At 68.5% G+C, this 26,855-nt stretch carries 29 protein-coding genes; all 29 read left to right on the top strand.

The annotated features are described in order from the left end of the window. The 29 genes from ACSGC5_RS03475 to ACSGC5_RS03335 all read left to right on the top strand — a co-directional run bounded on the left by ACSGC5_RS03475 (position 1) and on the right by ACSGC5_RS03335 (position 26,855). On the top strand, positions 1–840 hold the full coding sequence (locus tag ACSGC5_RS03475; RefSeq protein ID WP_434969219.1) for a shikimate dehydrogenase family protein: 840 nt from the start codon (positions 1–3) through the stop codon (positions 838–840). Between the two features lie 4 nt (positions 841–844). Continuing rightward, entirely contained in the window at positions 845–2,089 is a 1,245-nt protein-coding gene (gene aroC, locus ACSGC5_RS03470) for a chorismate synthase (RefSeq protein ID WP_434969218.1), read from the top strand. Next, complete coding sequence (locus ACSGC5_RS03465; protein WP_434969217.1) at positions 2,076–2,627, top strand: shikimate kinase; 552 nt, start codon at positions 2,076–2,078, stop codon at positions 2,625–2,627. Before aroC ends, ACSGC5_RS03465 begins: the two co-directional genes overlap by 14 nt. Next, a complete protein-coding gene (gene aroB, locus ACSGC5_RS03460) occupies positions 2,624–3,700 on the top strand; it encodes a 3-dehydroquinate synthase (protein WP_434969216.1) in 1,077 nt (358 codons plus the stop codon). Before ACSGC5_RS03465 ends, aroB begins: the two co-directional genes overlap by 4 nt. 55 nt (positions 3,701–3,755) lie before the next feature. After that, positions 3,756–4,217: a type II 3-dehydroquinate dehydratase gene (locus tag ACSGC5_RS03455; protein WP_434969215.1), complete on the top strand. Its 462-nt coding sequence runs from the start codon at positions 3,756–3,758 to the stop codon at positions 4,215–4,217. 174 nt (positions 4,218–4,391) lie between these two features. Next, on the top strand, positions 4,392–4,952 hold the full coding sequence (efp, locus tag ACSGC5_RS03450; protein ID WP_434969214.1) for an elongation factor P: 561 nt from the start codon (positions 4,392–4,394) through the stop codon (positions 4,950–4,952). A gap of 12 nt (positions 4,953–4,964) precedes the next feature. Then, positions 4,965–5,399, top strand: coding sequence for a transcription antitermination factor NusB (nusB, locus tag ACSGC5_RS03445; RefSeq protein ID WP_434969213.1), 435 nt, complete (start codon positions 4,965–4,967; stop codon positions 5,397–5,399). A 78-nt stretch (positions 5,400–5,477) separates the two neighbouring features. Then, positions 5,478–7,058, top strand: coding sequence for a Rieske 2Fe-2S domain-containing protein (locus ACSGC5_RS03440; RefSeq protein ID WP_434969212.1), 1,581 nt, complete (start codon positions 5,478–5,480; stop codon positions 7,056–7,058). 44 nt (positions 7,059–7,102) lie between these two features. Beyond that, the gene (locus ACSGC5_RS03435; RefSeq protein WP_434969211.1) at positions 7,103–7,480 is read left to right on the top strand and encodes a hypothetical protein; all 378 of its coding nucleotides are present in this window, start codon (positions 7,103–7,105) and stop codon (positions 7,478–7,480) included. A 55-nt stretch (positions 7,481–7,535) separates the two neighbouring features. Beyond that, the gene (gene pyrR / locus ACSGC5_RS03430; RefSeq protein WP_434969210.1) at positions 7,536–8,066 is read left to right on the top strand and encodes a bifunctional pyr operon transcriptional regulator/uracil phosphoribosyltransferase PyrR; all 531 of its coding nucleotides are present in this window, start codon (positions 7,536–7,538) and stop codon (positions 8,064–8,066) included. Then, a complete protein-coding gene (locus tag ACSGC5_RS03425) occupies positions 8,063–9,043 on the top strand; it encodes an aspartate carbamoyltransferase catalytic subunit (protein WP_434969209.1) in 981 nt (326 codons plus the stop codon). Before pyrR ends, ACSGC5_RS03425 begins: the two co-directional genes overlap by 4 nt. Then, positions 9,040–10,350, top strand: a complete 1,311-nt coding sequence (locus ACSGC5_RS03420; protein ID WP_434969208.1) for a dihydroorotase — start codon at positions 9,040–9,042, stop codon at positions 10,348–10,350. Before ACSGC5_RS03425 ends, ACSGC5_RS03420 begins: the two co-directional genes overlap by 4 nt. Continuing rightward, positions 10,347–10,868, top strand: a complete 522-nt coding sequence (locus ACSGC5_RS03415) for a hypothetical protein (protein ID WP_434969207.1) — start codon at positions 10,347–10,349, stop codon at positions 10,866–10,868. The genes ACSGC5_RS03420 and ACSGC5_RS03415 overlap by 4 nt, the downstream gene beginning before the upstream one ends. Further along, positions 10,865–12,022 (top strand): glutamine-hydrolyzing carbamoyl-phosphate synthase small subunit, encoded by a 1,158-nt coding sequence (carA, locus tag ACSGC5_RS03410; RefSeq protein ID WP_434969206.1) that lies wholly within the window; start codon positions 10,865–10,867, stop codon positions 12,020–12,022. Before ACSGC5_RS03415 ends, carA begins: the two co-directional genes overlap by 4 nt. Next, positions 12,015–15,302 carry a carbamoyl-phosphate synthase large subunit gene (gene carB / locus ACSGC5_RS03405; protein WP_434969205.1) on the top strand — a complete coding sequence of 1,096 codons (3,288 nt, stop codon included), beginning with the start codon at positions 12,015–12,017 and terminating at the stop codon, positions 15,300–15,302. The genes carA and carB overlap by 8 nt, the downstream gene beginning before the upstream one ends. Beyond that, entirely contained in the window at positions 15,299–16,153 is an 855-nt protein-coding gene (gene pyrF / locus ACSGC5_RS03400; RefSeq protein WP_434969204.1) for an orotidine-5'-phosphate decarboxylase, read from the top strand. The genes carB and pyrF overlap by 4 nt, the downstream gene beginning before the upstream one ends. Then, complete coding sequence (gene gmk, locus ACSGC5_RS03395) at positions 16,146–17,054, top strand: guanylate kinase (RefSeq protein WP_434969203.1); 909 nt, start codon at positions 16,146–16,148, stop codon at positions 17,052–17,054. Before pyrF ends, gmk begins: the two co-directional genes overlap by 8 nt. Before the next feature lie 60 nt (positions 17,055–17,114). Further along, on the top strand, positions 17,115–17,369 hold the full coding sequence (gene rpoZ / locus ACSGC5_RS03390) for a DNA-directed RNA polymerase subunit omega (RefSeq protein ID WP_267189766.1): 255 nt from the start codon (positions 17,115–17,117) through the stop codon (positions 17,367–17,369). 73 nt (positions 17,370–17,442) lie between these two features. Further along, positions 17,443–18,636: a methionine adenosyltransferase gene (metK, locus tag ACSGC5_RS03385; protein WP_434969202.1), complete on the top strand. Its 1,194-nt coding sequence runs from the start codon at positions 17,443–17,445 to the stop codon at positions 18,634–18,636. A gap of 1 nt (position 18,637) precedes the next feature. Then, positions 18,638–20,635: a primosomal protein N' gene (locus ACSGC5_RS03380; RefSeq protein WP_434969201.1), complete on the top strand. Its 1,998-nt coding sequence runs from the start codon at positions 18,638–18,640 to the stop codon at positions 20,633–20,635. After that, on the top strand, positions 20,632–21,600 hold the full coding sequence (gene fmt / locus ACSGC5_RS03375; protein ID WP_434969200.1) for a methionyl-tRNA formyltransferase: 969 nt from the start codon (positions 20,632–20,634) through the stop codon (positions 21,598–21,600). The genes ACSGC5_RS03380 and fmt overlap by 4 nt, the downstream gene beginning before the upstream one ends. Beyond that, on the top strand, positions 21,597–22,979 hold the full coding sequence (locus tag ACSGC5_RS03370) for an RsmB/NOP family class I SAM-dependent RNA methyltransferase (protein WP_434969199.1): 1,383 nt from the start codon (positions 21,597–21,599) through the stop codon (positions 22,977–22,979). Before fmt ends, ACSGC5_RS03370 begins: the two co-directional genes overlap by 4 nt. Positions 22,980–23,005: 26 nt before the next feature. Then, positions 23,006–23,701 (top strand): ribulose-phosphate 3-epimerase, encoded by a 696-nt coding sequence (rpe, locus tag ACSGC5_RS03365; RefSeq protein ID WP_434969198.1) that lies wholly within the window; start codon positions 23,006–23,008, stop codon positions 23,699–23,701. 34 nt (positions 23,702–23,735) lie between these two features. Further along, entirely contained in the window at positions 23,736–23,999 is a 264-nt protein-coding gene (locus tag ACSGC5_RS03360) for a phosphoribosyl-ATP diphosphatase (protein WP_434969197.1), read from the top strand. A 37-nt stretch (positions 24,000–24,036) separates the two neighbouring features. Continuing rightward, positions 24,037–24,876: an ATP phosphoribosyltransferase gene (hisG, locus tag ACSGC5_RS03355; protein WP_434969196.1), complete on the top strand. Its 840-nt coding sequence runs from the start codon at positions 24,037–24,039 to the stop codon at positions 24,874–24,876. After that, positions 24,877–25,641, top strand: coding sequence for an imidazole glycerol phosphate synthase subunit HisF (gene hisF / locus ACSGC5_RS03350; protein ID WP_434969195.1), 765 nt, complete (start codon positions 24,877–24,879; stop codon positions 25,639–25,641). Continuing rightward, positions 25,638–25,997 (top strand): phosphoribosyl-AMP cyclohydrolase, encoded by a 360-nt coding sequence (gene hisI, locus ACSGC5_RS03345; RefSeq protein WP_434969194.1) that lies wholly within the window; start codon positions 25,638–25,640, stop codon positions 25,995–25,997. The genes hisF and hisI overlap by 4 nt, the downstream gene beginning before the upstream one ends. Next, positions 25,994–26,581 carry a Trp biosynthesis-associated membrane protein gene (locus ACSGC5_RS03340; RefSeq protein ID WP_434969193.1) on the top strand — a complete coding sequence of 196 codons (588 nt, stop codon included), beginning with the start codon at positions 25,994–25,996 and terminating at the stop codon, positions 26,579–26,581. The genes hisI and ACSGC5_RS03340 overlap by 4 nt, the downstream gene beginning before the upstream one ends. Positions 26,582–26,624: 43 nt before the next feature. After that, positions 26,625–26,855 (top strand): DUF6704 family protein, encoded by a 231-nt coding sequence (locus tag ACSGC5_RS03335; RefSeq protein ID WP_434969192.1) that lies wholly within the window; start codon positions 26,625–26,627, stop codon positions 26,853–26,855.

The raw sequence follows: 26,855 nt of genomic DNA, 5'->3' as shown, positions 1-26,855 counted from the left end.
GTGACGGGTCGTCACACGCACCTTCAGGTCTGGGGTGACCCGGTCTCGCACAGCCGCTCGCCGGCGCTTCACGCCGCGGCCTACCGCGCGCTCGGTCTCGCATGGACCTACGATCGCCGTCGTGTGTCGCGGTCGGTCTTCCCTGACGAACTGGCGACGCTCGATGACACATACCGCGGGCTGTCGGTCACGTACCCCCTGAAGGAGTCGGCGTTCTCGGCATCCGTGATTCGGGATGACCGTGCCGAGCTCACCGGCGCCGTCAACACTCTGCTCCTGACGGGTCCCGACCCGGTCGGGTTCAACACGGACGTGGGAGGAATCGTCGGGGCCCTCCGCGAGTGCGGCATCGCCGACTTTCGCCGCGCACGGATCGTCGGTGCCGGCGCGACCGCCACGTCAGCGCTCGTCGCTGCTGCCGAGCTCGGGGCGGAGCGTGTCGACGTGGTCGCCAGACGGCTCCCTGCCGTCGTCCCGCTGCAGGAGCTCGGGGACCGGCTCGGGATCATCGTCTCCGCTGTCGCACTCGGTACGCGGGAGCTCTCACCGGTCGATCTGACGATCGCGGCCCTGCCGGGCGACGCCCGCCTGGTCGACGCGGACGCTGACGTCCTTGCCGAGGCCGGAGCGACTCTGTTCGACGTCGTCTACGGTCAGGGAATCACCGCCCTGCAGGCGGCGTGGGCCCGCGCCGGGCACCCCGTCCACACGGGGGAGGGGATGCTGTTGCACCAGGCCGTCCTCCAGGTGCGGATCTTCGTCGGCGGCGACCCCGCCACACCACTGCCCGAGGAGGATGCCGTCGTCGGCGCGATGCGCGCGTGCCTCGTGGGAGACTAGACCAATGCTCCGCGTGCTCACGGCCGGCGAATCGCACGGCCCCGAACTGGTTGCCGTCATGGAGGGTCTTCCCTCGGGTGTGCCCGTTTCCCGCTCTGAGATCCAGGCCGATCTCGCCCGCCGCAAGCTCGGGTACGGGCGGGGATCGCGCATGAAGTTCGAAGAGGACGAGCTCACGATCTCGAGCGGCGTACGACACGGCTACTCCCTCGGCAGCCCCATCGCGCTGCGTATCGCGAACACCGAGTGGCCGAAGTGGGTCGAGGTCATGAGCGCCGAGCCGGTCGAGCTGACCGAGAAGTCGCGCGGTCGCGGTGCGGCACTCACCCGTCCGCGACCGGGCCACGCCGATCTGGTGGGGATGCAGAAGTACGGCTTCGATGAGGCCCGGCCGATCCTGGAGCGGGCCAGTGCCCGCGAGACCGCTGCCCGGGTCGCACTCGGAGCCGTTGCGCGTGCGTTCCTGGCCGAGCTCGGCATCCGTCTGGTCTCCCACACCGTGGGAATCGGACCGGTCGAGGCGCCACGCGATGCCCCCCTGCCCGGGCCGGACGACGTCGCGGCGCTCGACGCCGACCCGATGCGCTGTTTCGATCCCGAGACCTCGGCCCGCATGGTCGCCGAGGTCGACGACGCCCGCAAGGCGGGCGACACGCTCGGCGGCGTCGTCGAAGTGCTGGCTTTCGGTCTGCCCCCGGGGCTCGGCAGCCACGTCCACTGGGACCGTCGGCTCGACGGCAAGCTCGCGCAGGCTCTCATGAGCATCCAGGCGATCAAGGGCGTCGAGGTCGGCGACGGGTTCCTCACGACACGGCGGCGCGGATCCGAGGCCCACGATGAACTGTTCGCCACCGACGGGGGCATCACACGAGCCACCGATCGCGCGGGAGGGACCGAAGGCGGCATGTCCACCGGCACGGTCCTGCGGGTGCGTGCCGGAATGAAGCCGATTGCGACGGTTCCCCATGCGCTGCGCACCGTGGATGTCGCCTCCGGCGAGACCGCGAACGCCCACCACCAACGCTCGGACGTCTGCGCTGTGCCTGCCGCCGGTGTCGTCGCGGAAGCGATGACGGCGCTCGTGCTCGCCGACGTCGTGCTGGAGAAGTTCGGCGGGGACAGCGTCACGGAGACTCGCCGCAACCTCCAGGCATACCTCGACGCGATCCCTCAGACGCTGCGCACGAGCACCGACAGCGACGGTTCGCTTTTGGGCGGCGTCACCCTCGACGGCGATGCCACGAAATAGCCCCCTCGTGCTCGTCGGTCCCATGGGGGCAGGCAAGACGAGTGTCGGACGCCGCGTCGCCAAGGCGCTCGGCGCGCAGTTCATCGACACCGATGCCGTGGTGCAGCGCGAGCACGGTCCGATCGAGCAGATCTTCGCAACCCACGGCGAAGCGGCGTTCCGAACCTGGGAGCGCGCGGCGATCCGTGACGCGCTCGACCACGACGAGGCTGTCGTCTCGTTGGGGGGAGGCGCGGTGCTGGATGCCGATACCCGAGCGGATTTGGCCCGCTGCCGGGTCGTGATGCTCACGGTCGATCCCCGCGTCGTGGCCGGTCGCATTCAGGGGACGACACGCCCATTGCTCTCCGGGGAGGACCCCCTCGTGAGATGGCGGCGTATCTGGCAGGAACGGCGAGGCCTCTACGAGAGCGTCGCCGACCTCACGGTCGATACCTCGACTGGGCCCCTCCAGCACGTCGTCGACACGATCACCGCCTGGGCGCGTGAGTCGCAGGAGGAGCCCGATTCGAGCGTCCCCGCAAAGGAGCAGGCATGACCGCACCGACCACCATCGCCGTCACCGGCGAGAACCCGTACGAGATCACGATCGGACGCGGCATCCTCGATTCTGTCGCCGCAGCGCTTCCGGAGACGGCGCAACGCGTGCTCATCGTGCACCCGCCGACCCTGTCCGCGCAGGCGGAACAGTTGCGCGCGCTGCTGCAGGAGGGGCGCCAGGTGCTCCTTGCCGAGGTGCCCGACGCGGAGGCAGGCAAGCGCGTCGAAGTGGCAGCGTTCTGCTGGCAGGTGATGGGGCAGGCGAACTTCACCCGCACGGACGCGGTCGTCGGTTTCGGTGGGGGAGCGGTGACCGATCTGGCAGGCTTCGTGGCGGCCACGTGGTTGCGCGGTGTCGCGGTGGTCCAGGTGCCGACGACCGTGCTCGGCATGGTCGATGCCGCAGTCGGGGGCAAGACAGGGATCAACACCGCCGAGGGCAAGAATCTCGTCGGGGCATTCTGGCCGCCTGCCGCCGTCGTCTGCGACCTCGACGTCTTGGGGTCGCTCTCGCGCAACGAGACGGTTGCCGGCTTCGCCGAGGTCGTCAAGGCCGGGTTCATCTGGCACCCCGAGATTCTCGAGCTGATCGAGAAGGATCCGGATGCCGCGACCGACCCCTCCTCGGACGCGTTCCGGCGGTCCATCGAGTTGGCTATCGGGATGAAGGCGCGGGTGGTCTCCGAGGATCTCCGGGAAGCGGGCCTTCGGGAGATCCTCAACTACGGACACACGCTGGGCCACGCGATCGAGCACACCGAGCGCTACCAGTGGCGTCACGGGGCCGCCATCTCGATCGGCATGGTCTTCGCCGCAGAGCTGTCGCGCCTCGCCGGTCGACTCTCGGATGACGCAGCGCAGCGTCACCGCGACATCCTCACCTCCCTCGGCCTCCCGACGACCTACCGCGCGGGCGCCTGGCAGCAGTTGCTCTCGACGATGCAGCGCGACAAGAAGACCCGCGGGAGCATGCTGCGCTTCATCGTCCTCGACGACATCGCGCGCCCGACGGTGCTGCAGGCTCCCGACGAGTCGCTGCTGTTCGCGGCGTACCAAGAAGTCGCGGAGTGAGCCGCGGGGCCGCTCCCGGGGAACGGGAGATGCGCCGCGCAGTAGGGTGGCGGACGTGACCACAACTCCTCGTCGCCTCCTGCTTGTCAACGGCCCCAACCTGAATCTTCTGGGTACGCGGGAGCCGGACATCTACGGCAGCGAGACGCTCGCGGATGTCGAGGCGCTCGTGACCGAGACCGCGGCGCGTGCCGGGTTCGAGGTGCGGGCGGTGCAGTCCAATCACGAAGGTGTCCTCATCGATGCGATCCACGACGCGCGCACCGACTGCGCGGGGATCGTCATCAACCCGGGCGGCCTCACTCACACCTCCGTCGTCCTGCGCGACGCGCTTTCGGCCGTCGCGCTGCCCGTCGCCGAGGTGCACATTTCCGACGTCTCCGCGCGAGAGCCCTTCCGTCACCACTCCTACGTCCGCGACATCGCCGCCGTCCACGTCGTCGGCGAGGGCGTCCCCGGCTATGCCCGCGCGACCACCCTGCTGATCGACATCCTCACCGGCCGCGCCGAGGGCTGACGCACCCGCCGTCGCCGTCTCGCTGCGCTTCCGGGTGGTTGGGGCTTCGGGGTGGACGGGCGCCCGGATGGACGGGCGGGGCGGATGCGGGGGTGGGGGGACTCCCGTAGACTCGGATGTCGGCCGCGGCCTGGCGCGCGGCACCCACGCTCACGAACGGAAAACCTCACCCCCATGGCATCCACCGCAGATATCAAGAACGGCGTCGTCCTCAACATCGATGGACAGCTCTGGAGCGTCGTGGAGTTCCAGCACGTGAAGCCCGGCAAGGGCGGCGCGTTCGTGCGCACCAAGCTGAAGAACGTGCTCACCGGCAAGGTGGTCGACAAGACCTTCAACGCCGGCGCGAAGGTCGAGATCGAGAACGTCGACCGTCGGGACTACACCTACCTTTACAACGACGGCGAGAGCTTCGTGTTCATGGACCAGACCGACTACGACCAGATCAACGTCCCCGAGGCGACGGTCGGCGACGCCAAGAACTTCCTGCTCGAGAACCAGCAGGTCACGATCGCGATGAACAACGGAACGCCCCTGTACATCGACATGCCGGCGTCGGTCGTGCTCGAGATCACCTACACCGAACCGGGCCTGCAGGGCGACCGCTCGTCGGCGGGAACCAAGCCCGCGACAGTCGAGACCGGGTACGAGATCCAGGTTCCCCTGTTCCTCGAGACCGGCACGAAGGTCAAGGTCGACACCCGCACGGGCGACTACCTCGGCCGCGTCAACTGACGCGCCGTCTCGATGAGCGCCCGAACGAAGGCGCGCAAACGCGCGCTTGACATCCTGTTCCAGGCCGACGTGCGCGGCGAAGACGTCGCGCTCACCCTCGCCGCCGAAGCGCGGCGTGCTGCATCCGAGCCTGCCCGGGAAGCCTCTTGGCTCTACGCCCGAGAGATTGTCGACGGGGTCATCGACAACGCCGCCGCGATCGACGACGCCATCACCGCGGCCGCGAAGGGGTGGACCCTCGCCCGGATGCCCGCGGTCGATCGCGCTCTGCTGCGCATCGGGACCTGGGAGATCGTCTACAACGACAGTGTGCCCGCTGCCGTCGCGATCGACGAGGCCGTCGAACTGGCCAAGGAGTTCTCCACCGACGACTCCGGCGCGTTCGTGCACGGGGTGCTGGGTCGTGTGGCACGGGATGGCGAACGCGGCACCGCAGAAGGCGACTGATCTGGCCGCATTTGTACGGCGTGAACCCAGGGCCGGCGTCGAGGCGCCGCCTACACTCGTCACGGGAGAGGAGCGTGCATGCGCATCACCGGACTTGGACATGCGGGTATGTTCATCGAGACCACCGGAGGGTCGATTTTGTGCGACCCCGTGATCGGGCCGTCCTTCTTCGGGTCGTGGTTCCCGTTCCCCGACAACCGCGGCCTGGACTGGGAGCGCTTCGGCGCGGCGGATTTCCTGTACATCTCGCACCGCCACCGCGACCACTTCGACCCGCGGATGCTCCAGCGCTACGTGCGCACCGACATCCCGGTTCTGCTCCCGGAATACCCGACGGACGATCTGGAACGGGATCTGATCGACCTCGGCTACACGAACATCATCCGTACCGAGGCGGGCGTGCCGCTGACATACGGTGACCTGAAGATCATGGTCACGCCGCTGCGCGCGCCCTCCGACGGCCCGATCGGCGACTCGTCGCTCTCGGTCGACGATGGCACCGCCAGCATCCTGAACCAGAACGACTCCCACCCGCTCGACCTGGAGAAGCTGCTCGCGTTCGGTAAGCCGGATGCCTACTTCACACAGGTCTCGGGCGCCATCTGGTGGCCGATGGTGTACGACCTGCCGCAGGACTCCAAGCAGCACTTCGCCAAGCTCAAGCGCGAGGCCCAGAACAAGCGAGCGATGTACTACATCGACAAAGTGGACGCCGCCCACGTGTTCCCGATGGCGGGCCCTCCCATGTTCCTGAGGGACGAGCTCTTCCGCTACAACGGCACGGGGCTGGATGACGACTCGATCTTCACCGACCAATCGGAGTTTCTGGAGCACCTGCGCGAGCAGCGCCCCGACAAGGTCGGCCACCTCTTCCTCCCCGGCACACAGGTCGACATCGACGGCGGTGCCGTCACCGTCACCCAGACGCTCTACACGGATGACGAGATCGACCGCGTGTTCCACGACAAGTGGAACTACCTGGCCCACCAGCGCGACACCCGCCAGGACGAGATCGCCGCCGAGGAGGCCCGCCGCGCTCCCGTACTTCCGCCGGACGAGATGCTCGCGGCGATCAAGGAATGGTGGGAGCCGCTGCTGCGGCGGGCCCGCACGATCCGCGACGGCGTCGGCGGCAACGTCAGGTTCCAGATCGGCGAGCTGGACATGGTGGTCGATTTCCCGAAGGCGAAGGTCCGTGAGTACGCGGGGGAGGAGTGCATCTACTGGTACACGATTCCGGCAGACCTGGTCTCGACCAACATCGCCGACCACGAGATCGACTGGTCCAATTCGATCTTCCTGTCCATGCAGTTCTCCGTCGGGCGTAGCGGCAAGTTCAACGAGTTCCTGACGACATTCCTCAAGTGCCTTTCGCGCGACCGCATCGAGTACGTCGAGAACTGGTACGCGGAGCAGTCCGACCAGACCGAGGATGTCGAGCTCGAGGACTGGGTCGTGCAGCGGCGCTGCCCCCACCTGCGGGCAGACCTCACCAAGACAGGCAAGATCGACGACGGCGTGCTGACCTGTTCTCTCCACGACTGGAAGTGGGACCTCGCGTCTGGACGGTGTCTGACGACAACCGGCCACGCCATCCGCGCGCGAGCACTCGACAGCGCCGCCGCCGAGGCGGCCACGACTCCGGCCGGCACCCCCTGAGCACCGATCGCGGGCTCCGCTTCGGGCTGGACCCGCTGCACCTGGTGGACGTCCTGGTCTACGTCGTGGTGCTCAACCTCGCGATCGAGTACTTCCCGGCCGTCATCAGCGAGACCTTCACGCTGTCGCTGTTGACCGCCGTCGTGCTCAAGCTCGTCCTTGAGGGCGTGCGCGCGCTGAAACGCCTTGTGCTTGCCCGCCTGCGTACCGCCGCTCGACCGGTTCAGAAAGCGACAGCCGCAGCGATGCTGGTCCTGCTGCTGCCGGGCAGCAAGATTGTCGTGCTCGAGGTGATCGCGCTTCTGTTCGCCGGTCGCGTGCAACTGGGAGGCTTCTTCGCTGTCACCGGTCTGATCCTCGTCCTGCTGGCCGCCCGCGCCGGAGTGCGGTGGCTCCTCGCCGCGCCGCCCCGCGTCGGGTAGTCTCGAACCACAGCAACCTTTAACCCCGTCCTGTGAGGCGGAGAAGGGAGCGACGATGAGCACCCGCACGGTCATGCAGGATGCCGACATCTCACGCGCTCTGACGAGAATCTCGCACGAGATCATCGAATCCAACCGCGGTGCCGGCGAACTCGTCCTTCTCGGTATCCCCACGCGCGGTGTCCCGCTCGCGGAGCGCGTCGCGACCCTCATCAGCGGCTTCACTGCCCACCCCGTGCCCGTCGGTGCGCTGGATGTCACGATGTACCGCGACGATCTGCATCGCAACCCGACGCGTACCCCGCATCCGACCCGCATCCCCGACGCCGGGATCGACGGCAAGACCGTCGTGCTCGTGGACGACGTGCTTTTCTCGGGGCGAAGCATCCGTGCCGCGCTGGATGCGCTGCAGGACATCGGCCGTCCATCCGCCGTGCGCCTGGCCATCCTGGTCGACCGCGGACACCGTGAGCTTCCGATCCGCCCCGATTTCGTCGGGAAGAACCTGCCGAGTTCCCGATCGGAGCACGTCGCGGTGCGACTGCGTGAGATCGACGGCATCGACGAGGTGAGCATCCGATCATGAGGCACCTGCTCGACACCGCTACCCTCTCGCGAGAGGACGCGCTGCGGATTCTCGACACCGCTGAAGACATGTCAGACACGCAGCGCCGCGAGGTCAAGAAACTCCCGACGCTGCGCGGCAAGACGGTCGTCAATCTCTTCTTCGAAGACTCCACCCGCACGCGGATCTCGTTCGAAGCCGCCGCCAAGCGTCTGTCCGCGGATGTGATCAACTTCGCCGCGAAGGGGTCCTCCGTCTCGAAAGGCGAGTCGCTGCAGGACACTGCCCAGACCTTGCAGGCGATGGGCGCGGATGCCGTCATCATCCGCCATGGCGCCTCGGGTGCGCCTCACACGCTCGCCACGAGCGGCTGGATCACGGCAGGCGTCGTCAACGCCGGTGACGGCACGCACGAGCATCCGACACAGGCACTGCTGGATGCCTTCACCATGCGCAAGCGTCTGTTCGGCCAGGACAGCAGAGGCCGTGACCTGTCAGGCACGCGCGTCGCCATCGTCGGGGATGTCCTCCATTCCCGCGTCGCCCGCTCCAACATGTGGCTGCTTCACACCCTCGGTGCGCAGGTGACGCTCGTCGCGCCCCCGACCCTTGTGCCGCAGGACGTGTCCGCCTGGCCTGCCGAGGTGGTCTACGACCTCGATCAGGCGATCTCGGCGGCTCCGGACGTGCTGATGCTGCTGCGGATCCAGCTGGAGCGCATGAATGCTGCGTACTTCCCCAGCGAGCGCGAGTACGCCAGACGCTGGGGCTTCGACGCGCGGCGACTCGCGGCGCTGGGCGCCGATAGCATTGTCATGCACCCGGGGCCCATGAACAGAGGGCTCGAGATCTCCGCCGAAGCCGCCGATTCAGCACAATCCACCGTCCTGGAACAGGTTGCCAACGGCGTTTCGGTACGGATGGCGGTGCTGTACCTGTTGCTGGCAGGTTCGGCGTCACCACCGTTGTCATCGGGCACGAAGGAGGAACAGCAATGAACGAGGTCCTCCTGGTCCGCGATGCAGAACTCGTGGACGGAACCCGCACCGACCTGATCGTCGACGACGGCATGATCGTCGAGGCCGGCCCCGGTCTCCACAGGGCTGGTGCGCGGGTCATTGACGCATCCGGCTTGCTCGCGCTTCCCGGCCTCGTCGACCTCCACGTCCACTTCAGAGAACCCGGATACGAGGCATCGGAGACCATCCTCACCGGCTCCCGGGCCGCCGCCGCCGGAGGCTTCACGACAGTCTTCACGATGCCGAACACCTCTCCGGTCGCCGACACCGCGGGCGTCGTGGAGCAGGAGCTCGCCCTCGGCGAAGCCGCCGGATACGTCACGGTGCAGCCCATCGGGGCGGTCACCGTCGGGCAGAAGGGCGAGCGTCTGGCCGAACTCGGGGCGATGGCGGACTCTCGCGCACGCGTGCGCGTGTTCAGCGACGACGGCTTCTGCGTCTGGGACCCCGTCATCATGCGCCGCGCACTCGAATACGTGAAGGCCTTCGGCGGTGTCATCGCGCAGCACGCGCAAGACCCGCGTCTGACCGAAGGTGCGCAGATGAACGAGGGTGTGGTGTCGGCGGAGCTCGGGCTGGCGGGTTGGCCTGCGGTGGCGGAGGAAGCCATCATCGCGCGGGATGTCCTGCTGGCCGAGCACGTCGGGTCGCGCCTCCACGTCTGTCATCTGTCGACGGCCGGCTCGGTCGACATCATCCGATGGGCCAAGAAACGCGGCATTGCGGTGACGGCCGAAGTCACGCCGCACCACCTGCTCCTGACGGAGGACCGAGTCCGCGGGTATGACGCCCGGTTCAAGGTCAACCCGCCGCTTCGCACGGCCGAGGACGTCGAGGCCGTGCGGGAAGGCCTCGCCGACGGCACGATCGACATCGTCGCCACAGATCATGCGCCGCATCCGAGCGAGACCAAAGCCTGCGAGTGGGAGGCAGCATCCCACGGCATGGTGGGCCTGGAGAGCGCGCTGCGCGTCGTCCACAGCACGATGGTCGCGACCGGGCGCATGGCCTGGACCGATGTGGCGCGCACGATGTCCGCCGCGCCGGCGCGTATCGGCAGCGTGAGCGGCCATGGGACACCCGTCGAGGTGGGCCAGCCGGCGTCGTTCACGCTCTACGACCCGACCCCGATCCGGACGTTCTCGGTAGAGGATCTGCGCGGGCGCAGCCGGAACTCTCCGTACCTCGGCGAACGGCTGCCCGGACAGATCCGGTTGACGGTCAACCGCGGCACCGTCACGGTCGCCGACGGTGCCGTCCTCGACACTCCGGGGGTGATGGCATGACCCGCGAAGCCGCCGTCCTCGTGATGGTCGCGGTCGCCGTTGTGCTCCTGGGACTTGCCGCATGGGGCTGGGTGCGGCGCACCCGGCGGGACCGGATGCCGCTCATCGCCCCATCCGAACTGAGCGACGCCGGCGCCGCGCGCGAGGTGATCGACGCCCTGTACGTGGCAACGACCGTCCATGACGCACCCCTGGAACGGATCGCCGCGCCGGGGCTCGGGTACCGGTCGCCGGTCACGGTGACCGTCACGGATGCCGCTGTCGCCCTGGATCTCACAGGTCAGCCCCGCATCACGATCGGCTCCGACCGGATCACCGACGTCACCCAGGCGACCATGACGATCGATCGCGTGGTCGAGAAGGACGGCCTGGTTCGCGTGAGCTGGCTCGCCGACACCGGCGTGGTCGTCGACACCTACCTGCGCCCTCGCGACACGTCCGCGCGTCGCCTCGCAGAAGCCCTCGCGCCGCTGGCCGGCGCCTCCGACCCCTCCACATCCCCCGGAGATTCCGAATGACCCTCTTCCGAACTGATCCTGCCGTGCTCGTCCTCGAGGACGGGACGCGCTTCCGAGGTCGCGCCTACGGTGCGCGCGGTGTGACGCTGGGCGAAGTCGTCTTCGCCACCGGGATGACCGGATATCAGGAGACCCTCACCGATCCGTCCTACGCGGGCCAGATCGTCCTGCAGACGGCACCGCACATCGGGAACACCGGCATGAACGACGAGGATCCCGAGTCGCGGCGGATCTGGGTCGCTGGATACATCGTTCGGGACCCGTCGCGCGTCGTCTCCAATTGGCGGGCGGACGAGTCCCTCGATGATGCGCTCGAGCGCGACGGGATCGTCGGCATCAGCGGCATCGACACGCGCGCGGTGACGCGGCACATCAGGTCGGCGGGCTCCATGCGTGGGGGTGTCTTCTCGGGAGAGGCGGTAGCGCTCGACCCCGAGGAACACCTGCGCCTGGTTCGCGAGGCGCCCGCGATGGCGGGGCAGAACCTGTCGGCATCCGTGTCGGTCACCGCGCCCGAGGTCACGCCCGCCACCGGGGAGCGGCTCGGTTCGCTCGCGGTGATCGACCTCGGGATCAAGAAGGCGACGATCGACAACCTCGCCGCGCGCGGGTTCGATGTCCACGTGCTGCCGCAGGATGCGACGATCGATGACATCCGGGCCATCGATCCGGTCGGGGTCTTCTACTCGAACGGTCCGGGGGACCCGTCTGCCTCCGCAGACCATGTCGAGCTGCTGCGCGCCGTGCTCGATGACCGCGTTCCGTTCTTCGGTATCTGCTTCGGCAACCAGCTGCTCGGTCGCGCGCTCGGTCTCGACACCTACAAGCTGCCTTTCGGGCACCGGGGCATCAATCAGCCGGTACTGGACAAGCAGACCGGTCGCGTGGAGATCACCGCCCACAACCACGGGTTCGCCGTCGAGGCCCCCCTGGATGAACCCTTCGAGAGCCCACAGGGCTACGGACGAGTCGAAGTGAGCCACATCGGCCTCAACGATCGGGTCGTGGAAGGTCTCCGGGCGCTCGACATCCCGGCGTTCTCTGTGCAGTACCACCCCGAAGCCGCTGCCGGGCCCCACGACGCCAACTACCTGTTCGACCGGTTCGCCGACCTCGTTCGCGCGAACCTCAGCATGAAAGAAGCGAATGCCTAAGCGCGACGACATCCGCTCCGTCCTGGTCATCGGCTCCGGCCCGATCGTGATCGGTCAGGCCTGTGAGTTCGACTACTCCGGCACCCAGGCGTGCCGAGTGCTGCGCGCCGAGGGCGTGCGCGTCATCCTGGTCAACTCCAACCCGGCCACCATCATGACCGATCCGGACTTCGCCGACGCCACCTACATCGAGCCGATCACCCCCGAGGTGATCGAGACGATCATCGCGAAAGAGAAGCCGGATGCGATCCTGCCGACCCTTGGCGGTCAGACGGCGCTCAACGCCGCCATGGCGCTGCACGATCGCGGCATCCTCGAGAAGTACGACGTCGAGTTGATCGGCGCGAAGGTGGGCGCGATCCGCAAGGGCGAGGACCGCCAGGTGTTCAAGGAACTCGTGATCGAGGCGGGTGCAGATGTGGCCGCCAGCCGCATCTGCCACACGATGGACGAGGTGCTCGCCGGCGCCGAAGAACTCGGATACCCGCTCGTGGTGCGTCCCTCCTTCACGATGGGAGGGTTGGGTTCGGGCTTCGCCTACGACGAGGCCGACCTGCGCCGCATCGCGGGCGCCGGGCTCCACGACTCGCCCACGCACGAGGTTCTCCTCGAGGAGTCCATCCTCGGCTGGAAGGAGTACGAGCTCGAGCTCATGCGCGACACCGCCGACAACACGGTGGTCGTGTGCTCGATCGAGAACGTCGACCCCGTCGGTGTGCACACGGGTGATTCGATCACGGTGGCCCCGGCTCTGACTCTCACCGACCGCGAGTACCAGCGTCTTCGTGACATCGGTATCGACATCATCCGCGCGGTCGGCGTGGACACCGGGGGATGCAACATCCAGTTCGCCGTCGACCCCGCCAGCGGACGCATCATCGTCATCGAGATGAACCCGCGCGTGTCCCGCTCGTCGGCACTGGCGTCGAAGGCGACCGGGTTCCCGATCGCGAAGATCGCCGCCAAACTCGCCATCGGGTACCGCCTCGATGAGATCCCCAACGACATCACGAAGGTCACCCCGGCAAGCTTCGAACCGACCCTCGACTACGTCGTCGTCAAGGTGCCCCGGTTCAACTTCGAGAAATTCCCCGCCGCCGACACGACCCTCACGACGACCATGAAGTCGGTCGGCGAGGCGATGGCGATCGGTCGCAATTACACGACGGCGCTGCAGAAGGCACTGCGCTCGCTCGAAAAGCGCGGATCCAGCTTCCACTGGGGCGACGAGGATCGTTCTGTGGACGAACTGCTCGAGATCGCCCGCACGCCCACGGATGGCCGCATCGTCGTCGTCCAGCAGGCCCTGCGCAAGGGCGCAACGGTGGAGCAGGCCTTCGAGGCCACCGCGATCGACCCGTGGTTCCTCGACCAGATCGTCCTGATCAACGAGGTCGCGACGTTCGTCGCGCACGCCGGGGAACTGGATGCCGAGACGCTGCGCGTGGCGAAGGAACACGGTTTCAGCGACGCGCAGATCGCCGAGCTCCGCGGGATCTCGGAGTCCGAGGTCCGCGGCATCCGACACGGCCTCGACATCCGTCCCGTGTACAAGACCGTCGACACCTGTGCCGGCGAGTTCCCGGCACTGACCCCTTATCACTACTCGAGCTACGACACCGAGACCGAGGTCAGCGCATCCGAGCGCACGAAGGTCGTGATCATCGGTTCCGGCCCGAACCGCATCGGTCAGGGCGTGGAGTTCGACTACTCCTGCGTGCACGCGTCCTTCGCCCTGAGCGACGCCGGTTTCGAGACCGTCATGGTCAACTGCAACCCAGAGACGGTGTCCACCGACTACGACACGTCCGACCGCCTCTACTTCGAGCCGCTCACGCTGGAGGACGTTCTGGAGGTGCTGCACGCCGAGTCCCGTTCCGGGACCATCCTGGGGGTCATCTGCCAGCTGGGCGGCCAGACACCGCTCGGGCTCGCCAAGGGCATCGAGGCTGCCGGTTACACGATCCTCGGCACAAGCCCGGCAGCCATCGACCTCGCGGAGGAAAGAAGCCTCTTCAGCGGCATCCTCGCTGATGCCGGCCTCATCGCTCCGCGCCACGGCACCGCGGTCGACGTCGACGGCGCCGTCGCAGTGGCCGAAGACATCGGTTACCCGGTGCTTGTGCGACCGAGCTTTGTGCTGGGCGGCCGCGGCATGGAGATCGTGTACGACACCGCCAGCCTGCGCGACTATTTCGTGCGGATCGCCGACCAGGCGATCATCGGTCCGGGGATGCCCCTGCTGGTCGACCGCTTCCTCGACGACGCGATCGAGATCGACGTGGACGCCCTCTACGACGGCGACGAGCTCTATATCGGCGGGGTCATGGAGCACCTCGAGGAGGCCGGCATCCACTCCGGCGATTCGAGTTGCACGCTGCCGCCGGTCTCCCTCGGGCGCACCGAGGTCGACCGGGTCCGCGACGCCACGCTGGCGATCGCGCGCGGGGTCGGCGTTCGCGGATTGTTGAACGTGCAGTTCGCGATCAGCGCCGGCGTGCTCTATGTCATCGAGGCGAACCCGCGTGCGAGCCGCACTGTCCCGTTCGTCTCGAAGGCTCTGGGGATTCCGCTCGCAAAGGCGGCAAGCCGCATCATGGCCGGCGCCACGATCGCCGAGCTCATCGCAGAGGGCTTGCTGCCGGCATCCGACGGTTCCCGGGTGCCGCTGGACGCGCCGGTCGCGGTCAAGGAAGCGGTGCTTCCCTTCAAGCGTTTCCGCACGAAGGACGGCCAGATCGTCGACTCCGTCCTGGGCCCCGAGATGCGGTCGACGGGCGAGGTGATGGGCATCGATCGCGACTTCCCGACGGCGTTCGCAAAGAGCCAGGCCGCGGCGTACGGCGGCCTGCCGCTGGAGGGCACGGTGTTCATCTCGGTGTCCGATGCCGACAAGCGTGCCGTCATCCTGCCGGCGCACCGTCTGCAGGAACTCGGGTTCGAGCTTCTCGCGACCGAGGGCACCGCCGAGATCCTGGCCCGCAACGGCATCGCCGTCGAGGTCGTCAACAAGTACTCCGCGACGCAGGCCTCGGGCGAGACCAATGTCGTGGATCTCATCAACGACGGCCGGATCGACATCGTGGTCAACACGCCCAGCGGCGGCATGGCCCGGGCTGACGGCTACGAGATCCGCGCTGCCGCGGTCGCGGGGGACAAGGCCCTGTTCACGACGATGGCGGTGCTCGGCGCTGCCGTGAGCGCGTTCCCCGTACTGCGGGAGGGCTTCGAGGTGAAGAGCCTGCAGGACTATGCGCGCGAGAGGGCTGAGCGCGCGTGACATCGTTCGGTACGCGACTGTGGGCGACGCTGGGGGAGTACGGCCCCCTCTGCGTGGGCATCGACCCCCATGCGAGCCTGTTGGAATCCTGGGGACTGGGCGTCAGTGCCGACGGGGCACGCGAGTTCGGACTCCGCGTCGTCGAGGCGTGCGCCGGACGCGTGGGCATCGTCAAGCCGCAGGTCGCGTTCTTCGAGCGGTACGGGTCCGCGGGTTTCGCAGCCCTGGAGGAGGTCATGGCGGCTGCTCGCAGCGCGAACCTGATCGTCATCGCCGACGCGAAGCGGGGCGACATCGGTACGACGATGGACGGGTACGCCGCCGCATGGCTCGAGCCGGGTTCCCCGCTGGAGGCGGATGCCGTGACGCTCAGCCCTTACCTCGGCCCGGACTCCCTCTACCCGACGATCTCGGCGGCCATCCGGCGAAACAAGGGCGCATTCGTCCTGGCGGCGACGAGCAACCCCGAGGGCAGGCCCGTCCAGACCGCCATCACCCGGGACGACTCGGCGTCGGATGACGAAAGCGTGGCGTCACGGATCGCCCGGGAGATCGGCGGTCTCAATGTCGGCCTCCCCGGCGCGCTCGGGTCGGCGGGCCTGGTCGTCGGCGCCACCGTCGATCGCGCTGCCTTCGGGCTCAGCGATGTGGTCCTGGCCGGAACGCCCGTCCTTGCCCCGGGGTTCGGAGCACAGGGGGCCGAGCCGGCGGACCTCCCGCGTCTGTTCGGCTACGTCGCGGCCAACGTGATCGCTTCCGAAAGCAGAAGCATCCTGGCGGTGGGTCCCAGCCGGCTCGAATCGCGGATCGAGCAGCGCGCCGCGCTCTATCCTCGAGTCAGCCATGACTGAACGTCCCGCCCCGCCCGAGGTCGATCGCATCGCGGCGTCGCGGCGCGCCGTCGCCGCCCGTCGCGAACGCGCGTCGCTGAAGCAGGATGTCGCGATGAGAGTGATCTCGCCGCAGGAGCTCCTGCGGCGGGCCCTCGCCGCGCCCGACTCGCCGGCGGGGGCGATGCGCGTCACCGAATTCCTGACCGCGATACCCGCGATCGGTGTGGGAAAGCGCGACAAGATCATGGAGCGGCTCCAGATCTCGCCTGCCAAGCGCCTCGGCGGACTCGGAGCTCGGCAACAGCGCGCACTGCGTGCTTTCCTCGACGAGCGCGTTCCGCAGCCGCATCCGCGCGCCGACCGTTCGCGTCTGGTCGTCCTCGCCGGCCCCACCGCCGTCGGCAAGGGCACTGTCGCTCAACACATCCGCACTCATCATCCCGAGATCCATCTCTCGATCTCGGCGACCACTCGCCCGGCGCGGCCGGGCGAACTCGACGGGGAGCACTATTACTTCGTCGACGATGCGGAGTTCGACAGGCTGATTGCCGACGGGGAACTGCTCGAATGGGCAACCGTCCACAATGCCTACCGATACGGAACCCCGCGCGCCCCCATCCGTGCGGCGCTTGAGCGCGGTCAGTCCGTGCTGCTGGAGATCGATCTGCAGGGGGCGCGACAGGTTCGCGCCGCGCAACCGGATGCGACACTCGTCTTCTTGCTCCCGCCCAGCTGGGACGAGCTGGTCAGCCGACTGATCGGACGCGGCACGGAGGACGCCGAGGAACGTGCGCGACGCCTGCGCACCGCTCGTGTCGAGTTGGCGGCCCAGGATGAGTTCGATTACCGCGTCGTGAACGCCGACGTCGCCGCTGCGGCACGCGAGGTCGTAGAATTGATGAATGCGCCCGCGCGCTGAGCGCGACTGCGGCGCCGTAGACCTCTCACCGACATCCGTCGCCAGCGAAGGGATTCCGCCATGGCCGGGAACAATCAGGGCATCATCGAGCCGCCCATCGACAGTCTTCTCGAGAAGGTCGATTCCAAGTACCAGCTCGTGATCTACGCCGCCAAGCGGGCCCGTCAGATCAACGACTACTACTCGGATCTGCATGAGGGCAACCTCTTCGACAACGTGGGTCCGCTCGTCGACTCCACCGTCGAGGACAAGCCGCTCACGATCGCGCTTCACGAGATCAACGAAGACAAGCTCCGCCTGCGTCCGATCGACTGACCCTCACCTCCGCGCGCGCCGGTGTCGTCCACCGGCGCGATACTGATCGGCGTCCACCACTGACGGGAGCTCCATGACCTCGTTGCGTCTGTTCACGTCCGAATCGGTCACCGAGGGTCATCCGGACAAGATCTGCGACCAGATCTCCGACAGCATTCTCGATGCGATCCTCAATGAGGATCCGCGGGGGCGCGTCGCCGTGGAGACGCTCGTGACGACCGGTCTGGTCCACGTCGCCGGCGAAGTCAGCACCTCGGCGTATGTCGAGATCCCCGCGATCGTTCGGGATGTCGTCAACCGCATCGGGTACACGTCCAGCGAGACCGGCTTCGACGGCGAATCGTGCGGCGTGAGCGTGTCGATCGGGGCGCAGTCCTCCGACATCGCGTCAGGGGTGAACAAGGCCTTCGAACAGCGTGAGCGCGGTTCCTCCGACCCGCGGGACGAACAGGGCGCCGGTGACCAGGGCATCATGTTCGGCTACGCGACGACCGAGACGCCGCAGCTCATGCCCGTTGCGGCGTGGACTGCGCACCGGATGGCGGAGCGTCTGGCCGCCGTCCGGCGCTCCGGAGAGCTCGCGTTCCTGCGGCCCGATGGCAAGACGCAGGTCACGCTGGGCTTCGAGGGCGCAGTGCCCCGCACAGTCGAGTCGGTCGTGCTGTCCACCCAGCACCATCCCGACATCTCTCAGGACGATCTGCGGGCCCAGGTCCGCGAGGCGGTCATCGATCCCGTTCTCGAGAGCACGGGGTTGGACCTTCCCGACGTGAAGTACTACATCAATCCGGCGGGCCCGTTCGTCATCGGCGGACCCAAGGGAGATGCGGGGCTGACCGGCCGCAAGATCATCATCGACACATACGGGGGAGCGTCCCGTCACGGCGGCGGGGCCTTCAGCGGCAAGGATCCATCGAAGGTCGACCGTTCTGCGGCGTACGCCATGCGCTGGGTCGCGAAGAACGCCGTCGCGGCAGGTCTGGCAGAGCGCCTCGAAGTGCAGGTCGCCTACGCGATCGGCAAGGCCGCACCGGTGGGCCTGTACGTCGAGACCTTCGGCACCGGACACGTGCCGGATGATGTCATCACCGCGGCGATCCTCGAGGTGTTCGATCTTCGCCCGAAAGCGATCATCGACCAGCTCGACCTGCTTCGTCCCATCTATGCCCGAACAGCTGCGTACGGGCATTTCGGTCGGGAGCTCGCAGACTTCACGTGGGAGCGCACCGACCGCGCCGACGATCTGCGCGCTGCCGCCGGTTTGTGAGATGACCACTCGGCGCATCGCGCGAGTGCTTCTGGACTCGCCGCTGCCGCAATTGGATCGGCTCTTCGACTACGCGATTCCCGACGATCTCGCCCCCACCGCACGCGAAGGTGTGCGCGTGCGCGTTCCGCTTCGCGCGGCGGGCCGCATCGTCGACGGCTACATCGTGGAGCTGAGCGACGAACCCTCCGCAGACCGTCCGCTGTCGGCGGTGGACGCCGTCGTCTCTCCGGTCCCCGTGCTGCCGCGCCGGCTCTACGACCTCGCCCGAAAAGTCGCCGACCGATCGGCAGGATCCGCATCCGACGTTCTGCGCCTGGTCGTGCCCCGGCGTATGGTTCGCGCCGAGAAAGCCTGGCAGAGCGCCGACCGTGCCTCAGCGCCGCCCCTTGGTGCGGACACCGTGGAACGGGCGGCGCACACGTTGCGGGAGTTTCCCGCACTGGAAGAGGCGCTTGCTGCGGGCACGCGCGCGGCGATCACGGCGCCCACAGGGCGCGCGCCGACCCCACAGACGCCGTCGGGGTGGGTGCAGATGCTTGCCGCGTCCGCGGTTTCCCTCTTGGCGCGCGACCGCAGCAGCATCCTGGTGGTGCCCGACCACCGGGATCTCGATCAGCTCGAGCAGGGCCTGATCGCACTCGGGGTCGCAGACGCAGTGGTCAGGACGGATGCTGCGCAAAGCGCGCCCGCCCGCTACGCGGCGTACCTCCGTCTGCTCGAGCCGGTGCCCTCGATCGTGATCGGGAACCGGTCCGCCGTCTACGCGCCGGTCCACGACCTCGGCCTCATCGCCCTCTGGGACGACGGCGATCCACTCCTTCGCGAGCCGCTCTCGCCGGGAGTCCACGCGCGCGATGCCGCCCTTGTGCGCCAGGAGCAGGAGCACTCCGCACTTCTGTTCGCCGGATACACGCGATCGACGGACGTGCAACGGTTGGTCGACATCGGGTGGGTCACCGAGATCACCGCTCGCCGACCGACCTCGCCGCGCGTGGTCCTCACTCCGCTGCGCGAGGGCGAGACCGGTGCCGCGCGGATTCCGTCAGCGGCGTTCACCGCGGCGCGCGACGCGGTCCGGACCGGACCGGTTCTCATCCAGGTCGCCCGCCCGGGGTACGCTCCTGTGCTTGCCTGCGCTGACTGCCGCCGGCCCGCACGCTGCCGCTCCTGCGGCGGACCGTTGCACGCCGCTGCGCGTGGTGCGACGCCGGTCTGCGCAGCCTGCGGGCGGCGCGCCGACGCCTGGACCTGCGCGACCTGCGCGGGGACGCGGCTGATCCTCGTCGGATCGGGCAGCCGGCGCACCGCCGAGGAACTCGGTCGCGCCTTTCCCGGCATCCGTGTCATCGTCTCCGACTCGGAGCACCAGGTCCACGACGTGCCCGCCGCGCCGGCGCTGGTCGTTGCGACGCGGGGCGCAGAGCCGTTCGTCCCGGGCGGGTACCGAGCGGTCCTGCTGCTAGATGGCGAACGGATGCTGCTCGCGGAAGACCTGCGGATCGCTGAGCATTGTCTGCGGTGGTGGTCGAACGCGGCAGCTCTGGCCGCGCCCGGAGCGCCGGTTCACCTGGTCGGCGTCGCCGGTGCGCTCGGACGCGCCCTCGCGACCTGGACGCAGCCCGCCTTCGCGCGCGCCGAACTGGCCGAGCGCGCGGAGCTCCGGATGCCACCCGCGGTCCGGGTCGCTGCCCTGGAAGGCACACGCGCATCGGTGGAGGCTGCCCTGGCAGCCTTGCGCGAGGATCTGCCTCGACTGCGGGCGGCTGACATCCTCGGACCGGTACCGGTGCAGACCGAGACACCGCACGAGAACGGCGTGCGCGCGCTCGTGCGTTTCGACTACCACGATGGCGCAGACGTCGCGCGGTCGCTGCGTGCCGCGGTTGTGGCCGACGCGCTCCGAGGCCGCCGCAGCCGCACGCGCGGCGGAGCCGCACGTGCGACACTGCGGATCCGACTCGATCTGCCCGATCTCACTTTGGAGGCGCACTCATGAGACTCGTTTTCGCGGGAACTCCCGACGCCGCTGTCCCCTCGTTGCGGGCTCTCGCGGACGCCGGTCACGACATCGCCTTGGTGATCACCCGTCCCGATGCGCCGGTGGGGCGCCGACGGACACTGACCCCCTCTCCGGTGGCGAGCGCCGCTACCGCGCTCGATCTTCCCGTGCTACGTACCGCACGCCTCGACGACTCCGCCCTCGAGGCGGTGCGCCTGGCGGACCCCGAGCTCGGCGTGATCGTCGCGTATGGCGCGCTCATCCGTGAGCCGCTGCTGTCCACGCCGCCCCATGGCTGGATCAACCTCCACTTCTCCACGCTTCCGCGGTGGCGAGGCGCCGCGCCCGTTCAGCACGCCATCATCGCCGGCGACGCCGAGATCGGGGCGGGAGTCTTCCATCTCACCCCCGGTCTGGACGACGGCGACGTCTTCGGCGAGATCCGGTTCCCTCGGCCCCCGGAGGCCACCGCGGGCGAGCTCCTCTCCACGCTTGCGGACGCCGGCGCGCGCCTTCTCACCGACGTCGTGCACGACATCGCTGACCGCAGAGCCCACGGCCGTCCACAGCGCGGGGAGGTGACGTACGCGCCCAAGCTCTCCATCGCCGATGGCCGCGTCGACTGGGATCAGCCGCGCGAGCGAGTGGTGTCGCGCATCCTCGGGGTCACACCCGAACCGGGTGCGTTCGCGACCGCAGGCGGAGCACGCCTGAAGATCCTGGCGATCGGCCCTGCGCCCGCGGGCACGCCGCCCCTGCGCCCCGGGCTGGTGAGGGCACACGCCAAGACCGTGGTGGTCGGAACGGGGACCGAACCGATCGCGTTGCAGCGCGTCCAGCCGGCCGGCAAACCCCCGATGGATGCCGGCGACTGGTGGCGCGGCGCCCGCGCCGACGATCTGCAGCTCGACGGTCCCGGGGAATCCGACGCACACCCTGACGTCGCCGGGGCGGACGCATGAGCGGGACCGTCTCGGCTCGGCGCGTCGCATACGACACGCTGCGAGCGGTGCATGAGGCCGACGCGTACGCCAATCTCGTCCTCCCACCCGCGATCGCGCGCGCCCGACTCAGCCCGGGCGACGCCGCGCTCGCCACGGAGCTCACGTATGGCACCCTGCGTCAGCAGGGCACCTGGGATGCCGTCATCGCGGTGGCGGCGAACCGACCCCCGGAATCCCTCGACCCGCCGGTGCGCGACATCCTGCGCCTGGGCGTGCACCAGCTCCTGGCCACACGGGTTCCCCCGCACGCCGCCGTCAACGAGTCCGTCGCTCTGACCCGCTCGGTGGCGGGGGAGCGGGCCGTCGGTTTCGTCAACGCGGTGCTCCGCGCCGTCGGAAAGACCGACGCGGCCACCTGGATCAGGCGTGCCGAACAGGCGGCGCGATCAGACGACGAACGGCTCGCCGTGCGGACCTCGCATCCGGTGTGGGTCATCCGCGCCCTCCGACGGGCACTCGATGACGAGGGACGGGCCGGGGAGCTCCTCGAGCTCCTGTCGGCCGACAACGACCCACCCCGCGTCACGATGACAGCGCTTCCGGGGCTCGCCGCGATCCCCGAAGACGCCGAGCCTACCCCGTTCTCCCCCCACGGTTTCCGGGCGCCCAGCGGTGACCCCGGACGGCTCGTCGCGCAATCCCAGGGGACGGTGCGTGTCCAGGATGAGGGTTCGCAGTTGGCGGCGCTCGCCCTCGCGGAGTCGGGGCCGATACGCGCGGGGGAGCGGTGGCTCGACCTGTGCGCCGGACCCGGGGGGAAGACCGCGCTCCTGGCTGCCCGTGCACTTCAGGCGCAGCAGGCGGGAACCGCCGTCCAGCTCGAAGCGAACGAGGTGTCGACGGCGCGTGCAGGGCTCGTCCGCCGCTCGCTGGAGGCGATCCCGCTCGCGGTCCCCGTCTCGGAGCAGGACGGTCGCGACCGCGCCGGCTCGGCCGAGTACGACCGGATCCTCGTCGATGCTCCGTGCACCGGGCTCGGCGCCCTGCGCCGTCGACCCGAGGCGAGGTGGCGTAAGTCCCCTCAGGACGTTGCGCCGCTCGCTGAGCTTCAGCGCGCGCTGCTCGACGCCGCGATCGCCGGCCTGCGTCCGGGCGGCGTCGTCGCATACGTCACCTGCTCACCTCACCTCGCCGAGACACGCGACGTCGTGGCGGCGGTGGTGGGCCGCTACGGGGACAGCGTCCAGGAACTCGACGCCCGGGACGTGCTGCGTCGGGTCTCGGGGTCGCCTCTCGACCTTCCCGCGCCACGGGCTGGAAGCGGCCGAGCGCAGCTGTGGCCGCACCGCCACGGAACCGATGCGATGTCGATCACCCTGCTGCGCCGAACGGGGTGACACAGCGAGTCGCCCATAATGGAGGGGTGAGTTCGCATGACGCCGCAACGCAGACGGGCGCGGTGCGCATCAATCCCAGCATCCTCGCCGCCGACTTCGTGAACATGCAGGCCGAACTGCAGCGCATCGCCGCCGCTGATTTCGTCCACGTCGATGTCATGGACAATCACTTCGTCCCGAACCTCACGTTCGGACCGCAGATGGTCGAGCGGATCCAGGCCACGTCCCCCGTGCCGCTGGATGTGCACCTGATGATCGATGACGTCGACCGGTGGGCGCCCGGCTACGCCGAGCTGGGGGCTGCGTCGGTGACGTTCCACACCGAGGCCACGACCGAGCCGGTGGCCCTCGCGCGCAGGCTCCGATCAATCGGCGCACGCGCCGGTATCGCGCTCAAGCCCGCCACCCCCGTGGAGCCCCTGTTCCCCTACATCGACGAGTTCGACCAGATTCTCGTGATGACGGTGGAGCCGGGCTTCGGCGGTCAATCCTTCATGGCCGACATGATGCCCAAGCTTCGCCTGCTCACCGACGAATGTCGCCGGCGGGGCTCGTCGGTCTGGCTCCAGGTGGACGGCGGTATCTCGGATTCGACGATCGAGCAGGCAGCCGCCGCGGGAGCCGATACCTTCGTGGCCGGGTCGGCGGTGTTCGGGGCAGACGAGCCCGATCTCGCGATCTCACGCCTGCGCGCGCTCGGCACCGGCGCGCATCGGCACTGACCGACGATCGCGCGCGGTTCGCTACCCTGGCATAGTGAAGTCGTTCGAGGAGCTGTTCGCCGAGTTGACGGTGAAGGCGCAGGTCCGCCCCGAAGGGTCGGGCACGGTTGCCGAACTCGACGCAGGCATCCACACGATCGGGAAGAAGATCGTCGAGGAAGCCGCGGAGGTCTGGATGGCCGCCGAGTACGAATCGGACGATGCCGCCGCGGAAGAGATCTCGCAGTTGCTGTACCACCTGCAGGTGCTGATGCTCGCGAAGGGGCTTTCACTCGAGGACGTGTACCGACATCTCTGAACCCGTCGCCCCTCCCGCTTCGACCCGAAAGACCCCCATGCTGCGAATCGCCGTGCCCAACAAGGGTTCGCTGTCCGAGACATCCGCCGCCATGCTGAGCGAGGCCGGGTACACCGGCCGCCGCGACCCGAAGGACCTTCACGTCATCGACCCCGCCAACGAGGTCGAGTTCTTCTACCTGCGCCCGCGCGACATCGCCACATACGTCGGGTCCGGCGCCCTCGACGTAGGGATCACCGGCCGGGATCTGCTGTTGGACGCGCGCATGCCCGCTCGCGAGATCGAGGCGCTGGGCTTTGCCGATTCCACGTTCCGGTTCGCCGGCCCTCCCGGCCGCTTCAGCGACATCACCGACCTCGAAGGGATGCGTGTCGCGACGGCCTATCCGGGTCTGGTGGACTCCTTCCTCGATGACCGCGGGATTGCCGTTGACCTGGTGCCGCTCGACGGCGCCGTGGAGTCAGCCGTGCGGCTCGGCGTCGCGGACGCGGTCGCTGACGTGGTCTCGACGGGCACGACGCTCAAGCAGGCGGGGCTGGAGATCTTCGGGCCCGTACTCCTCGAGTCCGAGGCCGTCCTGATTGGAGGGCCGAGGCAGGTCGAGGGCACCGAGACGCTTCTGCGGCGTCTGCGCGGCGTGATGGTCGCACGCCGGTACGTCCTGATCGACTACGACCTTCCGGCCGACCTGGTCGACCGCGCCGTGGAGATCGCCCCGGGCATCGAGTCACCGACGATCTCGCCGTTGCGCGACCCGTCGTGGGTCGCGGTGCGCGTCATGAGTCCTCGCAAGGGCGTCAACCAGGTGATGGATGCGCTCTACGCGATCGGCGCTCGCGCCATCCTCGTGACCGAGATTCACGCGGCGAGGCTGTAGATGGCCGTCGCGACCCGTGTCATTCCGTGCCTCGACGTTGCCGCGGGCCGTGTGGTGAAGGGCGTCAACTTCCTGAACCTGCGCGACATGGGCGACCCCGTCGAGTTGGCTGCGACGTACTTCCGCCAGGGCGCAGACGAGATCACGTTCCTCGACGTCACCGCGACCGTCGATGAGCGCGCGACGACCTACGATGTCGTCCAGCGCACCGCCGAGGAGGTCTTCATCCCCCTCACGGTGGGGGGTGGCGTGCGTTCCGCCGACGACGTCGCGCGACTTCTGGGCGTCGGGGCCGACAAGGTCGGTGTCAATTCGGCGGCGATTGCGCGGCCGAGCCTTATCGACGAGATCGCCGATCGCTTCGGAGCCCAAGTGCTCGTGCTCTCACTGGATGTCACACGTTCGGATGCCGTTCCCTCGGGTTTCGTCGTCACGACCCACGGTGGTCGGACCGAGACCGCGCTCGACGCTCTCGCCTGGGCCCGGGAGGCGATTGATCGCGGTGCGGGGGAGCTCTTGGTCAACTCGATCGATGCTGACGGTACTCGTGAGGGCTTCGATCTGGAGCTCGTCTCCCTGATGCGCGAGGTCTCTTCCGTCCCTGTCATCGCCTCCGGCGGCGCCGGGGCCGTCGAGCACTTCGCACCGGCCGTGCACGCGGGAGCGGATGCCGTGCTCGCGGCGAGCGTGTTCCACACCGGTCAACTCACCGTCGGCGAGGTCAAGACCGCCCTGGCCGCCGAGGGCGTGGAGGTGCGTCGATGACCGATCTTGAAGCGCGCATCGCTGCCGTCGCGTTCAACACCGATGGGCTTGCCCCCGCCATCATCCAGCAGTGGGATACCGGCGAGGTGCTCATGCTCGGGTGGATGGACGCCGAGGCCCTCCGACGCACGCTCAGTACCGGTCGGGTGACATTCTGGTCCCGCTCTCGCCGCGAGTACTGGCGCAAGGGCGACACGTCGGGTCACGTTCAATATGTCCGGGGTGCGCGGCTGGACTGCGACGGCGACGCCCTCCTGATCCAGGTGGACCAGATCGGCGCCGCGTGTCACACCGGTACGCGCAGCTGCTTCGACACGACCGATCTGGAACCGACCGTCGGCAGTGAGACGTTATGATCGCGCGAGCTCGGCTGATCGGTGTCGTGGCGTTCCTGCTGTCAGGGGCCACCGGGCTCATCTCGTCCACGCAAACGTGGCTGTTGGTGCTGCTCAGCGACGGAGCGGCCGAACCTCTGGCCGTTCCCGGTGCGTCCGCGGTCGTACTCCTTGCGCCGCTGAGCCTCACGGCGCTGGCGCTGGGAGCTGCCGTGTCGATCGTCGGGCGAGTGCTGCGCCCCGTGTTCGGTGTCCTCGGAGCGGCGCTGGGCGTCGTCCTGATGATTCTGACCGCGCCGGTGGTCTTCGGACCGCCGCTGAGCGCCGTCGCCACCGAGGTCAGCGCCGTGACGGGGATCCGTGGCCAGAACGCCATCGACGAACTGGTCGAGGGGATCTCGACGACCGCGTGGCCCGCGCTGACCCTCGTCGCGGCCGTCATCCTCGCAGCCGGCGGACTCTGGGTCGTGATGACCGCGCACCGGTGGCCCGAGGGTGGCCGACGGTACCGGGCAGGCCGGGGAGATCGTGCACGCCACGGCGAACCGCTCGATGCCATCGACTCGTGGGACGACCTTTCGCGTGGCGAGGACCCCACGACCTGACCGCTAGACTGAGCCAGAGCCCGAGCACTACCGGAGGAGATCCATGAGCAACACCATCGGCGACCCCGGCCACGGACACTCGCCGGCGGCCTGGACGGCTGTCGTCATCATGCTCGCCGCCATCGCGCTGGGCACGGTGGCGTTCTTCCTCGACATCCCGTGGCTCGTATGGGCTTCCGTCGCCCTCGTCGTTGTCGGCCTGCTCGTCGGCTGGATCATGGCCAAAGCGGGATATGGCGTCGGCGGCTCCCGGTACAGCGCGAAAGAGCATTGA

This window comes from Microbacterium sp. bgisy207, from assembly GCF_965345035.1.
GTDB lineage: Bacteria > Actinomycetota > Actinomycetes > Actinomycetales > Microbacteriaceae > Microbacterium.
This window is presented reverse-complemented; position numbering and strand designations above follow the sequence as displayed.